Origin of the sequence: Brevundimonas vesicularis (genome assembly GCF_044807075.1) — a bacterium.
GTDB lineage: Bacteria > Pseudomonadota > Alphaproteobacteria > Caulobacterales > Caulobacteraceae > Brevundimonas > Brevundimonas vesicularis_G.
In genome coordinates this window covers 973,404-986,267 of the sequence record NZ_CP085234.1, presented here as the reverse complement: position 1 = coordinate 986,267, position 12,864 = coordinate 973,404, and the positions used below count along the sequence as shown (strand labels likewise).

General features: G+C 67.8%; 14 protein-coding genes. 7 read left to right on the top strand and 7 right to left on the bottom strand.

Annotated elements, in window-relative coordinates; genetic code table 11:
- The first annotated feature begins 2 nt into the window (after positions 1 to 2).
- Both LG306_RS04845 and LG306_RS04840 read left to right on the top strand, forming a co-directional pair.
- Positions 3 to 185 (top strand): hypothetical protein, encoded by a 183-nt coding sequence (locus LG306_RS04845; RefSeq protein ID WP_017505884.1) that lies wholly within the window; start codon positions 3 to 5, stop codon positions 183 to 185.
- A gap of 176 nt (positions 186 to 361) precedes the next feature.
- Positions 362 to 1,009: a Crp/Fnr family transcriptional regulator gene (locus LG306_RS04840; RefSeq protein WP_017505885.1), complete on the top strand. Its 648-nt coding sequence runs from the start codon at positions 362 to 364 to the stop codon at positions 1,007 to 1,009.
- On the opposite strand, the gene LG306_RS04835 is transcribed toward LG306_RS04840, so the two are convergent.
- The 3 genes from LG306_RS04835 to LG306_RS04825 are packed head-to-tail and all read right to left on the bottom strand — an operon-like array spanning position 1,006 to position 3,475.
- A complete protein-coding gene (locus LG306_RS04835; protein WP_404418680.1) occupies positions 1,006 to 2,463 on the bottom strand; it encodes a sensor histidine kinase in 1,458 nt (485 codons plus the stop codon). The two genes, LG306_RS04840 and LG306_RS04835, sit on opposite strands and share 4 nt — an antisense overlap.
- A complete protein-coding gene (locus tag LG306_RS04830) occupies positions 2,460 to 3,140 on the bottom strand; it encodes a response regulator transcription factor (protein ID WP_404418678.1) in 681 nt (226 codons plus the stop codon). The genes LG306_RS04835 and LG306_RS04830 overlap by 4 nt, the downstream gene beginning before the upstream one ends.
- Positions 3,140 to 3,475, bottom strand: coding sequence for a hypothetical protein (locus tag LG306_RS04825; RefSeq protein WP_404418676.1), 336 nt, complete (start codon positions 3,473 to 3,475; stop codon positions 3,140 to 3,142). Before LG306_RS04825 ends, LG306_RS04830 begins: the two co-directional genes overlap by 1 nt.
- Before the next feature lie 227 nt (positions 3,476 to 3,702).
- On the opposite strand from LG306_RS04825, the gene LG306_RS04820 reads away from it, so the two are divergent.
- The 3 genes from LG306_RS04820 to LG306_RS04810 all read left to right on the top strand — a co-directional run bounded on the left by LG306_RS04820 (position 3,703) and on the right by LG306_RS04810 (position 6,412).
- Entirely contained in the window at positions 3,703 to 4,068 is a 366-nt protein-coding gene (locus LG306_RS04820; RefSeq protein ID WP_404418674.1) for a hypothetical protein, read from the top strand.
- Between the two features lie 137 nt (positions 4,069 to 4,205).
- On the top strand, positions 4,206 to 5,846 hold the full coding sequence (locus LG306_RS04815; RefSeq protein WP_404418672.1) for a serine hydrolase: 1,641 nt from the start codon (positions 4,206 to 4,208) through the stop codon (positions 5,844 to 5,846).
- Positions 5,847 to 5,935: 89 nt separating this feature from the next.
- Positions 5,936 to 6,412, top strand: a complete 477-nt coding sequence (locus LG306_RS04810; protein WP_404418670.1) for a hypothetical protein — start codon at positions 5,936 to 5,938, stop codon at positions 6,410 to 6,412.
- Here the strand turns inward: LG306_RS04810 and LG306_RS04805 are convergent.
- From LG306_RS04805 to LG306_RS04790, 4 genes are all read right to left on the bottom strand, one after another.
- Complete coding sequence (locus LG306_RS04805; RefSeq protein WP_404418668.1) at positions 6,409 to 7,149, bottom strand: DUF4893 domain-containing protein; 741 nt, start codon at positions 7,147 to 7,149, stop codon at positions 6,409 to 6,411. The genes LG306_RS04810 and LG306_RS04805 overlap by 4 nt on opposite strands.
- 60 nt (positions 7,150 to 7,209) lie before the next feature.
- Positions 7,210 to 7,878 carry a DUF4893 domain-containing protein gene (locus tag LG306_RS04800; protein WP_404418666.1) on the bottom strand — a complete coding sequence of 223 codons (669 nt, stop codon included), beginning with the start codon at positions 7,876 to 7,878 and terminating at the stop codon, positions 7,210 to 7,212.
- Between the two features lie 45 nt (positions 7,879 to 7,923).
- Positions 7,924 to 9,246 (bottom strand): response regulator, encoded by a 1,323-nt coding sequence (locus tag LG306_RS04795; protein ID WP_404418664.1) that lies wholly within the window; start codon positions 9,244 to 9,246, stop codon positions 7,924 to 7,926.
- Positions 9,247 to 9,316: 70 nt separating this feature from the next.
- Positions 9,317 to 10,333 (bottom strand): DUF4167 domain-containing protein, encoded by a 1,017-nt coding sequence (locus tag LG306_RS04790; protein ID WP_404418662.1) that lies wholly within the window; start codon positions 10,331 to 10,333, stop codon positions 9,317 to 9,319.
- 353 nt (positions 10,334 to 10,686) lie between these two features.
- Between LG306_RS04790 and LG306_RS04785 the strand changes: the two genes are divergently transcribed.
- Both LG306_RS04785 and LG306_RS04780 read left to right on the top strand, forming a co-directional pair.
- A complete protein-coding gene (locus LG306_RS04785) occupies positions 10,687 to 11,919 on the top strand; it encodes an NAD-dependent epimerase/dehydratase family protein (RefSeq protein ID WP_404418660.1) in 1,233 nt (410 codons plus the stop codon).
- 8 nt (positions 11,920 to 11,927) lie between these two features.
- Positions 11,928 to 12,821, top strand: coding sequence for an SDR family NAD(P)-dependent oxidoreductase (locus tag LG306_RS04780; RefSeq protein ID WP_404418658.1), 894 nt, complete (start codon positions 11,928 to 11,930; stop codon positions 12,819 to 12,821).
- Positions 12,822 to 12,864 lie beyond the last annotated feature (43 nt).

The following is a 12,864-nucleotide window of genomic DNA, read 5'->3' as shown; positions in this document are numbered from 1 at the left end:
GGTTGAACATCTACGAGTTTCATTTCTTCGACGAGGCGGATCGCCGCCCCTTGCTCGACTTCTTCGACGGGGCCGACGATGCGACGGCGCTGGAAGCGGCCAGGACGCAGCTGTCGCATCACGCCTCCTGCGCGGGGGTGGAGGTGCTGGAGGCCGGTCGTCTGGTCGGGCGCGTCACCCGCTGAAGTTCGTTGGCGCTCTGCTCGCTGGCGTACACAACGCGGTAAACACACGACTTTTCCCCAGCAAGCCGTGTGATATATAGCAACGCTGTGTCGAGTTTCGACAGACGCCGCGATCAGATCGCCTTATGCGCGAACTCATGAACCGCCTTTCGTCCGGTAACCGATTGATCCAAGGGATGAACCCTGACGATCGAGACGCCCTGCTCGCCATCGCCACAGCGATGGAATTCGCGCCCGGCCATGTGTTCAGCGAGCCTGACGACGCCATCGAACACCTGCATTTCATCGACAGCGGCTTCTGCTCCTCGGTGGCGGTTCTGGAAGACGGCCGGACGGTGGAGACCGTGATGATCGGCCGCGAGGGCGTGCTGGGCGTCGTCGCTTCGGTCGTGCCGCAACAAGCCCATACCCGCAGTGTGGCCCAGGTCGCCGGGACGGCGCGCCGGGTGGACGCCGCCAAGTTCCGCGCCCTGTCGGCGCAACGGCCGGGCGTTCGCGACGCCGTCGCCGACTACATGGCGCGGCTTCAGGGCGAGTTGGAGCAGTCGGCCGCCTGCAACGCCCTGCACCACGCCGGGCAGCGGTTCGCCAAATGGCTGCTGCGATGCCACGACAGGGTCGAGGGCGACACCCTGAATCTGACGCAGGAGTATCTGGCCTCCATGCTGGGCTCCCAGCGGACGACGGTGAACGAGGCGGCCCAGGGGCTTCAAAAGGCGGGCGCCATCGCCTATTCGCGCGGCCGGATCACGGTGCTGGATCGGGCGGCCCTGGAGCGGGCGGCTTGTGAATGCTACCGCCGGGGCGACGACCTGCAGCCCTAGTCGACTTGGGCGGCGGGCAGTTCGAGCACCGCCTTCAGGCCGCCCATGTCGCTGTCCGACAGCATCAGCCGCCCGCCATAGGCGCGCGTCAGGTCGTCCACGATCGACAGGCCCAGGCCCGAACCTGGCGCGGTCTCGTCCAGCCGCGCACCGCGCTGCATGACGGTGTCGCGCTGATCGGCCGGCAGACCCGCGCCGTCGTCCTCGACCACTAGGATCATCTGGCCCAGGCCGCTGCCGCCAGCCGAGACGCGCACCCGGCGCTTGGAAAACTTGGCGGCGTTCTCGATCAGATTGCCCAGGATTTCCTGCAAATCCTGACGCTCGCCCAGGAAGGACAGGGTGTCGGGCGCGCGCCAGTCGATCTCGACATTCTTGTCGCGGAACACCTGCTCGATCATCACCGCCAGTTCGTCCAGCACCTCGGCGACGGGCGTCGTCTCGCCCAGACCGTGCGCGGCGCGGGCGGCGGCGCGGGCGCGGCGCAGGTGGTGATCGACCTGTCCCTGCATGATCTTGGTCTGGCGCCGCACCAGCTCAGGCAGATCGCCCTCGCTCGTCCCCGCCTCGGCCAGCATGACGGAGATCGGCGTCTTCAACGCATGGGCCAGATTGCCGACGTGGGTGCGCTGGCGATCCACGACCTCCTGATTGTGGTCCAGCAAGCGGTTCACCTGCTCGGCCAGAGGCTGGATTTCCTGAGGGTATGAGCGGCCGATCCGCGCCGACCTGCCCTTGCGTACGTCCGCGATCTCGTCGCGCAGGTCGAACAGGGGGCGCAGGCCGATCCGCACCTGAATGAAGACCGCTGATACGAGTCCGAGCCCCAAAATCAGGAAGGCGATCCAGGTCACGCGGGCGAACTGACGCGTGTCCGCATCGACGTCGGAGCGATCCAGCGCGGCGATGAAGATGACCGGATGTTCGTGCCGGGGGATGGACTTCATGCTGGCGGCGACGCGCAGCGGCTCGCGCGTCTCGACGTCATCCTTGGGGCCGGTTGTGTTGAAGGTGATGACGTCGCCGAAGGCCGCATCCAGGCGTCGAGGCAGATCGGCCGGAAGGGCGAGGTCATAGCTCCACAGCGAGTTGGAGCGGGCGAGATTGACCAGCCGGCCGTTGGGGCGAACCTCCATGATCTGCCAGTATTTGCCCGACAGCAGCCGCAGGGTTCTGGCGTCCTGGATCTGCGGAATCGCTTCGCCTTGCGGCGTGCGACTGGCGCCGACCACGATCTCGTCGATCGTCTCGTTCAGCATGGCGCCCAGACGTCGCAGGGCGGATTCCTGGAAAGCCTGGGTCAGCACCAGCGCTGAAATAACCAGCGCGACCACGATCCAGGCCGAGGCCAGCCAGATCAGCCGGCGGGTCAGGGAGCGACCGGGGCGACCGAACCAGCGGCCCCAGTCGTGGAGCCCGCCGGCGTTGGGTTTCGAAGCCGTCGCCTCGGTCACGCCGGGTCGGATTCGCCCGCCAGCGGCGTCAGCCGATAGCCGAGGCCCCGCACGGTCTCGATCCGGTCCGATCCGACCTTCTTGCGCACCCGGCCGATGAAGACCTCGATGGTGTTGGAATCACGGTCGAAGTCCTGATCGTAGAGGTGTTCGACCAGCTCGGTGCGGCTGATGACGCGGCCCTGATGCATCATCATGTAGTGCAGCAGCCGGTACTCCAGCGAAGTCAGGCGCAGGGGCTCGCCATTGACGCTGGCCCGCGCCGCGCGAGGATCAAGCCGCAAGCCGCCGCACGACAAGGTGGCCGAGGCGATGCCCGCCGAGCGGTGGAGCAGCGCCCGCAGACGCGCCAGCAGCTCTTCGGTGTGGAAGGGCTTGGTCAGATAGTCGTCGGCGCCGGCGTCGAAGCCCGCCACCTTGTCCGACCAGGCGCCGCGCGCCGTCAGGATCAGGACCGGCGTCGTCTTGCCCTCGCGCCGCCAGCGCTCCAGCACCGACACGCCGTCGATATTGGGCAGGCCCAGGTCCAGGACGATGACGTCATAGGGTTCGTTCTCGCCCAGGTAGTGGGCTTCCTCGCCATCCGGCGCGTGATCCACGGCATAGCCCGCGTCGCCCAGCGCCGCCTTAAGCTGACGCGACAGATCCGCGTCGTCCTCGACCAGAAGCACCCGCATCAGTTCGGCCTGCGACGTTGATTGTTGTTGTCTGGACGCGCCTGTCCGGTCTGGCCGTCAACCACCACCTCGCGCACGCGTCCGTCGCGTTCGACCAGGACGGAATAGTTGCCGTCGCGGCGCGGTTGGGTGTCGATGGGACGACCGCCGCCGGCCTCGCCGCCACGACGACGGGCTTCGTCGGGACTGACGCGCGGACCACGGTCCTGCGAGCGCTGATCCTGGTCGCGCGACTGGGCCTGCGCCGACGTCGTCATGACGGGCGCAACAGCCAGACCGAGAGCCAGAGCCAGGGCCGGAGGGGCGATCAGGAGAGGGGCGGGTTTACGAAACATGGCGACCGATCTAGTCCCGATCATCTGAACGGGCGCTGAATACGTCGTATAGTTTAAAGCGAACGCTGCTCCAAACCGGAGACCAGATCAAAAGACGGCGGCTTGACGTCTTTTCATCCAGATGAACCGAACCTGATCGATCCTGTTCAGAACCGGCTCAGTCGCCGGGTGCTCAGATCGCCTCATCGCTGGTCACCCCGACCGGCAGAACATTTGAGGAGATCGCCATGCGCAAGCTCATCGTCCCCGCCATCGCCCTGGCCGCTGCCTCGGTCGCCGCGCCGTCCTTCGCCCAGTCCTATCATCACCGCCCGGCCCCGCCCCATCACGCCGGCTATGGCTCGTGGCAGTCGATCAACGCCCGCCAGGCCAACCTGGATCGCCGCATCGACCAAGGCTACCGCAACGGCCAACTAAGCCGCCGCGAGGCCATCCGTCTGCGCAGCGAGTTCGACAGCCTGCTGCGCCTGGAAGCCAACTATCGCCGCGGCGGCCTGACCGCCTGGGAACGCCAGGACCTTGACCGTCGCTTCGACCGCCTTTCGGCCCAGATCCGTTACGAGCGCCGCGATTACGACAACCGTCGCGGCTGATCTTCCATGCCGTTCGATGAAAGGGCGCAGCCGATGGGCTGCGCCCTTTTTCACGTCCGCACTGACAGTCCGTCAGACGGCCTTGGCCCCAGGCCTTCGGGACGTTAGCGTGCCCTATCGTTTGCCGGAGCCTGCCCATGTCCCTTCGTCTGTCGCGCCGCACCCTGTTCGCTTCCGGAGGTGCTGTGGCGCTGGCGGCGAGGCCTGTGTTCGCCCAGAGCGCGCCGGCAAACGACGATGCGTCGCTGGCGGCGGCGGTGGACGCCTATGTGGCCAAGTGCATGGCGGCCTGGCCGGATCAGCCGGCGCTGGGCGTCGCAGTGGTCAAGGACGGGGCGACCGTCCTGGCGCGCGGATACGGCGTCAAGGTTCAGGGCAAGCCGGCGCGGGCCGATGAGCACACCCTGTTCGCCATCGCCTCCAACACCAAGAATGTCACCGCCGCGGCCCTGGCCATCCTGGTCGACGAGGGCAAGGTGAAGTGGGACGAACCGGTTCGGACCTATCTGCCCGGCTTCACCCTGTCCGATCCCTATATCGGCGAACACATCACGGTGCGCGATACGCTGAGCCACCGGGCGGGGTTCGGCCTGGGCGCCGGCGACCTCCTGTTCTGGCCCAACTCGGACCGCACCCGCGCCGAGGTGCTGGCCCAGGCCGCCTTCGTGCCGATCGAGGACGGGTTCAGGGCGCGCTATCACTATTGCAACCTGATGTTAGTGGTCGCAGGCGCGGTGCTGGAGGCCGTGTCCGGCATGAGTTGGGAGGCCTTCATCCAGACGCGCATCTTGGACAAGGTCGGGATGACCGAGACCGTGCCGCTGGCGCGTCTGGCCGATGCGTCCAAGTCCGCCCTGCCCCACGGCCGGGTCGGGCCGCCACTGCGCTATCAAGGAGCGATGACGCCCATCGCCAAGTCCATCGTCGAGGTGTGGAACTGGGATTCGGCGGCGGCGGCGGGCGGCATCTGCACCACGCCGATCGACTGGGCCAAATGGGTCGCCGTGCGGCTGAACGACGGCAAGCTGCCCGACGGGACGCGGCTGTATTCCGAGGATGCGGCGCGCGAGATGGTTCGCCCCAACATCATCGTCGGATCGTCGGCCGGACCGACGGCGGAACTGCCCAACCGATCGATCGCCTCGACCTATGCCATGGGGCTTCAGGTTCAGGACTATCGCGGCGAGCGGATCGCCAGCCACGGCGGCGGCTCGCCCGGCGGCATTTCCGCTACGGTGCTGATCCCTGGCCGCAAGACCGGCTTCAGCGTCTTCTCCAACGCCGAGGAGAGCTTCCTGCTGCGCGCCTTGCGGTCCGGCATCACCGACATCTGCATGGGCAAGGTCGATGTGGACTGGATCGCGGATTCCAAGAAGCTGGAGGCCGAGGGCAATGCGAAATCCATCGCCGCCGCCGCCGAGATCGACGCCAAACAGGCGGCGGGCGCGCCCCCATCCATGCCGCTGGAGGCCTACGCCGGCACCTGGCGCGATCCGTGGTACGGCGACATCGTCATTGCTCCAAAGACCGAAAGACGCGGCCGAAACAGGAAAAGCGGCCTGTGGCTGAGCTTTACCCATACGCCTGCCCTGCAAGGCTGGCTGGAGCCGTATGACGGCGAGACCTTCCGCACACGTTTCCCGGACAAGCGCGAGGAGGACGCCTTCGTCACCTTCTCGATCCTGACGGCCAAACCGGCGACGGCGACGATGAAGGGCGTCAGCCCCGACATCGACTTCAGCTACGACTATCAGGACCTGAGACTGACGCGCGTGTGACCTCGGACGACCCTGTGACCCAGGGTCGCAAAGCGGAACGAGCCCGTCGCCCTAACGCTGTCTTCCCATCAATCGAAAGGGAGACCGTCATGTCCAAGACCCCAAACCCGCGCGCGCTGGATCGCGACGAGGCGGATATGGTCGAACAGACGAAGACGTTGGCCGAGCGCTCGCCGCCGGAACTGCGCGACCTGATCGGGCGGCTGCGCGCGCGGCGCGATCGGGTTCAGCGCCAGATCCGGACGCGCGTTCGTGCGGGAGAGAGCGGCCCGGATGCGGGCGCGCGCGAGAAGAAGGCGCTTCTGACCCAAGCCATCGCCCGCGTCGCCGATGAGATGGACCGGCGTAAATCCGGCGGCGCGTCCGCGACGGCGACGGCGACTTCGACCGAGAATCTGCGCGAGGCCGTTCGTCGCAAGGCCGAAAGCCCGACCTGGACCGGGCCGGACGATCGCACCGCCGATCTGGGGCCCAGCGAAACGCCGAACACCAAGATCGCCCCCTCCGGCGCGCTTCACGCCGAGGGCATGCGCGCCGCAATCGCCCGCTCGACCGGCGCGCGCTAGCCGGTGATCTCCAGCAACTCCAGCTTGGCCTCCTGCTTAGGCCACGGCAGGACAAGGCGCCAGCGATTCTGGCCAATGCGTTCGATGACGCCGACCTGATCCCGCTCGGCGCTGTCGCCGTAGGCCGGATACCGGTTCTCGTCGGCGCCCCAGGCCTGGGCGCCGATGTACACGCTACGACGGTCGGTGTCGGGGTAGATCAGACCCCGGGTGCGCTGCGAGCCCGTCAGCTTGGTCAGGATAAGGTCGCCTCCCGCCGTCAGTTCGACCGTGCAGCGGAACCAGGGATATTCGACATAGGCCAGGCCCGACCCATTGCGGCTGCCCATCTTGATGGTGCGGCAACGATAGTTCCCCTGACCAGGTTGGACGCGGCCGCTCTGCCCCGCATTGGGGTCGGCGAGCGGTCCCAAGGCCTCGACCTGACGTGAGAAGCCACCCTCCTCGGCCTCGGCGCGAGCCATGCGCCAGGCCTGATCCAGCCGCCCCAGCAGGCTGGCGTCGGCTGTGTTGGCGACCTTGCGCCAATCATCGGTTCCGCCCTGCATCCCCTCGGCGGGGGTCGTCTGTGGTTGCGGCGTCGCCGTCGCTTCAGGCGCGGCTTGTGGCGGCACGCCGGGCGCGGGCGTGGTGACGGCGGGCGAGGCCTCCGTTGGGGCGGCGGGACTGTTGTCGCCACAGGCCGCCAGGGTGGTCGTGGTCATCAGGGCCAGAACGGCCAGAGGGGTGCGGCGCATCAGCGTCTCCATCGGTTGCCCTGACCGAACGTGACAGGGCGCCCGAGGTTCAGCCGAACCTTAGCCGCGCGGCGCCGGGACCAGTTCGATCAGGTCCAGATTGGATTCGGTGTTGGGCCAGGGCAGGACCAGACGCCAGCGCGCCTCGCCGATGCGTTGCAGGATGGCCACCAGATCGCGGTCGGGGTTGCGGCCATAGGTGTTGGCGGCCGGCTCCTGCGCCAGGGCCAGCGAGCCGAGCATAACCATATGGCGGTCGTCTTCGGGAAAGAGCAGACCGGAGGGGCGCTGCGAGCCGGTCAGCTTGGAGAACTTCAGGCCTTTCGGCGTCTGTTCGATGCGGCAGGCGAACCAGCCGTAGACGACATAGCCCAGCCCGTCCTCGCCGCCCTGAGTGCCGAGTTTGACGGTGCGGCAGCGATAGTCGCCGGGCGGCGGCGCGACTCCGGGTCGGTCGGCCTTCGGGTCGATCAGTTCGCCTAAGGCGCCAAGGTCGCCGGAACCGCGCTGACGTTTGGCTTGTTGCAGGGCCAGGGTCCAGGCGGCGTCGACGCGGCGATAGCGATCCCGGTCGGCCGATATGATGACGCCGCGCCAGTCCATCAGGGCGCCGGCCGCGCCGGGCGGCGGCGGTGGCGGCGGGGTCGAAGCGCAGGCGGCGACGGCGTACAGGGCCGCCAGCGGCGCCAGGCGGCGCACGAGCGTGCGGGACGAAATGAACAGACGCATCAACGCTTCCCTTGGGGGGCGACCTTACGGGCGAACTCAAGCCTCTTAGGCCCTCTGGCGCCCCTCGTCGTCAAGGCCGGGACAGGCCGAACCGCCGTCCAGCACATCGTTCAGCGCCGCGCCGAATGCAGCGAGATCCAGCGGCTTGGCCAGCCAGGCGTCGAAGCCCGCAGCGCGCCCCTGCGCGCTGTCCCGAGGCGAGGCGGCGGCCGTCAGCGCCAGCACCGGGACGTCGCGCGTCAGGGGATCGACGTCCAGCCGCGCCTTGACCTCATAGCCGTCCATGTCGGGCAAACCGATGTCGAGCAGGATGACGTCGGGGCCGAGCGCGCGCGCCAGGTCCAGCCCCTCCGCGCCTGTGGTCGCGGCATGCAGGGTCAGGCCGAGACCGCGTGCGACCTGACGCATCAACGCGATGTTGGCGGCGTTGTCCTCGATATAGAGCGCCACAGCCGGTTTCGAGAGCGCGACGACCGGCGTGACGCCAGGGGACGGCGCGGCAGGCACGTTGAGCGAGAAGACGGCGCCGCCTGATGGATCATTCTGCATCGCCAACGTCCCGCCCATCCGTTCGGCCAGGCGCTGGGCTGAGGCGACGCCCAGACCCGTGCCGCCGCGCGCGTCCCGGCCGTCCAGAGGGCGAAACAGCCGCTCCGCCCCTTGGCCCTGCGGCCCTGATTTCGCGTCGTGGATGGCGATGCGAATTTCCTCGTCGACGCGCGACAGCTCCATTCGCACTGTCCCGCCGGGGGACGAATGATGCAGGGCGTTCTCGACCAGTCGACGCAGAATGCGGCGAATCTGGCCAGGGTCCGCCATGACGCACAGACCGTAGGCGGGCGGCGGACAGGCCAGCGTCACCCCCGCCTCTCGCGCCTGGGATTGCAGGCCGTCGCAGACCTGGCGCAGCGCCAGACGGAGATCGACGCGGTGGATCGCCTGAGCGCCGCCGCCGTCTTCGCACGTCATGAAGGCGTCCGTCTCTTCGATCAGCGCCAGCAGGACGCCGCCCGCCGCCTCGATCTGACCGACGGCCTGAACCTGTCGTGTCGACAAGGGATCGGTCTGGTCGTTGATGAGGAGAAGCTGGGTGAAGCCCATGACGGTGGTCAGGGGCGTACGCAGTTCGCGGCCCAGGGCCTGCATCACCTCGCCTCGCGTGCGCACGGCGGCGGTCAGACGTTCGACCTCGGCTTCGGCGGTCGACAGGGCCCGGCGCAGCCCTTGCGTCTGTCGGCCCAGGCGGGTTTCGAGCCGGGCGTTCTCACGCTTCAGCCGTGTCGCCGCCTCATCCGCGCGCAGCCACAGCCACACGCCCGAACAGGTCCCGGCCAGCGCCAGGGACAGGACAAGCAAGACAAAATCCATGACGCCCTCCTAAGCACCAAGATGGCGCGCAGGAGTTGCGTTCAGGTAAACACACCCGTCTGAGTTGTCTTCAGTCTTCGCTGGTCGTGGCGGCTTCGGGCTTGCGGCGCGGCGCACGGCGACGCGGCGCCGGCTCGCCTTCCGCCTCGGGAGCCGACACCCCAGCCGAAGCCGAAGCGGGCGCGCGGGTCAGAAAGCCCGGCAAGGCGGTCGGGGCGTCGCCGTCGTCCGCTGCGACAGCGGCGGCGGTGCGGCGGGGACGGCGCGCGGGGCGTTCGTCGGCGGTCGGCGCCTCGACGCTCGGCGTTTCAGCGACAGGGGCTTCAGCGGCGGGCGCTTCGCTGACGGCTTCGGCGCGGTCGGCCTCGGCGTAGGCGGGGGCGGCGCCCTCAGCGCCCTCTTGGGCGCCGTCCTGATTGTCGAAGCGGCGATTGCGTTCCTCGCGGCGACGCTCCCAGCGTTCGCGGCGGCTTTCGCGACGACCGCCGCCCTCGCCCTCGGCGCGGACCTCGTCGCCCTCGCGGGGCTCGCGGGGTTCGCGCGGCTGCTGGCCGTCGCGGTTCTGGTCACGGTCACGATCACGGTTGTGATCGCGGTCGCGGTTGTCACGATCCCGATCCCGGTCGCGATTGTAGTCGCGGTCGCGGTTCTGATCGCGGTTCTGATTCTGCTCGGCGCGCTCTGCAGCCTCCGCGGCCTGACGGTCGGCGGCCTGCTGGGCGGCGACGAAGGCGGCGGCCTGGGCGCCGGATTCGTCCTCGAAGTCGATGTCGAAGCCCTGGTTGGACTGTTCGCGCGCGGCGATGTCCGAGAAGGACCGCTGCGGCTGGAGCGCGCGCAGGACGCGGTAATAGTGTTCGGCGTGCTGCTGATAGTTTTCGGCCAGCACCCGGTCGCCGCTGGAGGCCGCATCGCGGGCCAGCTGCTGATAGCGCTCATACACCGTCTGGGCGTTGCCCCGGACCTTGATGTTCTCGGGGCCTTGCGAATCCCACGAACGATTCGGATTGGCGTTGTTGGCGTTATTGGCGCCCGCCTTGTTCCGATTGCGTCCGCGCTGACGCTTCATGCCCTTGAAATCTCTCATTCGCGCTACCGTGTGCAGGGGCGGACCAAAGCCTGAAGGCCGGTTCCGTCCGTTTCGTGGTTCCGTCTCGCTCGGGGCCGATCCCCGATTGTCGAACTGTCGGAATGCCTTGTCGCCCGCATGGTGCGCCGGTCCTTTCGGGACCGACCGTCATGGCCGGCTCAAGCCGCGAACAGCCGGGTATGCGCCCGTAAAGCTGCGATTGAGTGGGAGACGGCAGAGACTTAACCCGAGTGCGCGGCCTTTCCAAGCGATATTCGTCAATGCGTCGCACCGAACCCTGCACAGCGCCGCTTTGCCAAGCGCGACGGCTGGGCTAGGCATGACCTTTGAGACGACGACGAGGCTATCCCATGCGCGTGCTGGTTCTGGGCGGCGACGGTTTTTGCGGCTGGCCCACGGCCCTGCATCTGTCGGCCGAAGGGTGGGACGTGACCATCGTCGACAACCTGAGCCGCCGCAACATCGACAACGAGTTGGAGGTCCAGTCCCTGACGCCGATCCGCACGATGAGCGAGCGGATCAAGGCGTGGAAAGACGTCTCCGGCCGCGACATCGGCTTCGTCAACATGACGGTGGGCAAGGAGTTCGACCGCCTGGTCGCCCTGATCCGTGACTTCGCCCCCGACAGCGTGGTGCATTTCGCCGAGCAGCGGGCGGCCCCCTATTCGATGAAGTCGGCGCGGCACAAGCTGTACACCGTCGACAACAACATCAACGCCACCAACCATCTGCTGGCCGCCATCGTCGAAAGCGGCCTGGATGTCCATCTGGCGCACCTCGGCACGATGGGGGTCTATGGCTACGGCACGGCGGGCCTGCGTATTCCCGAGGGTTATCTGAAGGTGACGGTGGAGACCGACAACGGTCCCGCCGAGCAGGAAATCCTGTTCCCGCCCAATCCGGGCAGCATCTATCACATGACCAAGACGCAGGACGCCCTGCTGTTCCAGTTCTATGCCCGCAACGACAATCTGCGCATCACCGACCTGCACCAGGGCATCGTCTGGGGCACCCAGACCGAACAGACCAAACAGGACGAACGACTGATCAACCGCTTCGACTATGACGGCGATTACGGCACGGTGCTGAACCGCTTTTTGATGCAGGCGGCGGTCGGCTATCCGCTGACCGTGCATGGATCGGGCGGCCAGACGCGGGCCTTCATCCATATTCAGGACACGGTGCGCTGCGTCGAACTGGCGCTGAAGAACCCGCCCAAACGCGGCGACCGGGTCAAGATCCTGAACCAGATGACCGAGAGCCGCCGCGTGCGCGATCTGGCAGCCATGATCGCCGACAAGACCGGCGCCGAAATCCACAATGTCGCCAATCCGCGTCAGGAGGCCGACGAGAACGATCTGGTCGTCGCCAATGACCAGTTCCGCGAACTGGGGCTCAAGCCGATCACACTGGCCCAGGGTCTGATGGACGAGGTCACGGACATCGCCCGCCGCTATGCCGACCGCGCCGATCTGGGTCGGGTGCCATGCGTATCCGCCTGGAACCAACGCCGGGCGGAGGCGCTGGAAAATGAGGCGCGACCGGCAGTTGACGCGCCACCTTCCCAAGTTCTGACGGCCTGAGTTTCGTAATGCCTATCGCCTCCCCTCCCCTCGATCTTCTGGTCTTCGGCGGCGGCTATCTGGGGCGGGCGACGGCGCTGGAGTCCATACGGCGCGGCGGGCGGGCGACCGCCACATCGCGCGACCCCGAGCGGCGCCGCGCCCTGGCGGCCGACGGGATCACGGCCATCGACCCCAGCGATACGGCTGCCCTGAAGACGGCGCTGGAGGCGGCGACGGCCGTGCTGATCACCGCCGCGCCGGACGCCCAAGGCTGTCCCGGTCTGCGGGCCCTGGGGCCTCTGGCGGGCGACGCCTGGCCCGACTGGATCGGTTATGTCTCCTCCACCTCCGTCTATGGCGACCGGGCCGGCGGATGGGTGTTCGAGGACGGGCCTCTGAACGCCGCCAATCTGGAGGGCGCACGCCGCGTCCGGGCCGAACGCGATTGGCTGGACGGGGCGCAAGGAATGGGCCTGACGGTTCAGATCTTCCGCCTGCCCGGTTTCTACGGGCCGGGGCGCAGCGTGGTCGAGCGGCTGGGGGAAGGCACGGCGAAACTGGTCAGAAAGCCCGGTCAGGTCTTCAACCGCATCCATGTGGATGACATCGTCTCGGGCCTGTTCGCCTCGATGGCCCGCCCGCGACCGGGCGCCGCCTACAATCTGACCGACGACGAACCGTCGCCCGCCGATGTGGTGATGGAATGGGCGGCGGATCGGATGGGCCTGCCCCGCCCGCCCCAGGTCGATTGGACCGACGACAGCGTCAGCGAGGCGATGCGCCGCTTCTATCTGGATTCCAAGCGCGTCTCGAACGCCCTGGCCAAGGCCGAGTTGGGCTGGCGGCCCGCCTATCCCAGCTGGCGCGAGGGGCTGGCGACGCTGATGGACGCTCCGCCGCCGCTGCGATTGGTGAGCTAACCCGCGAAACGGCCACGCGCTCAAGCCGCGAGCGACCGAGTCG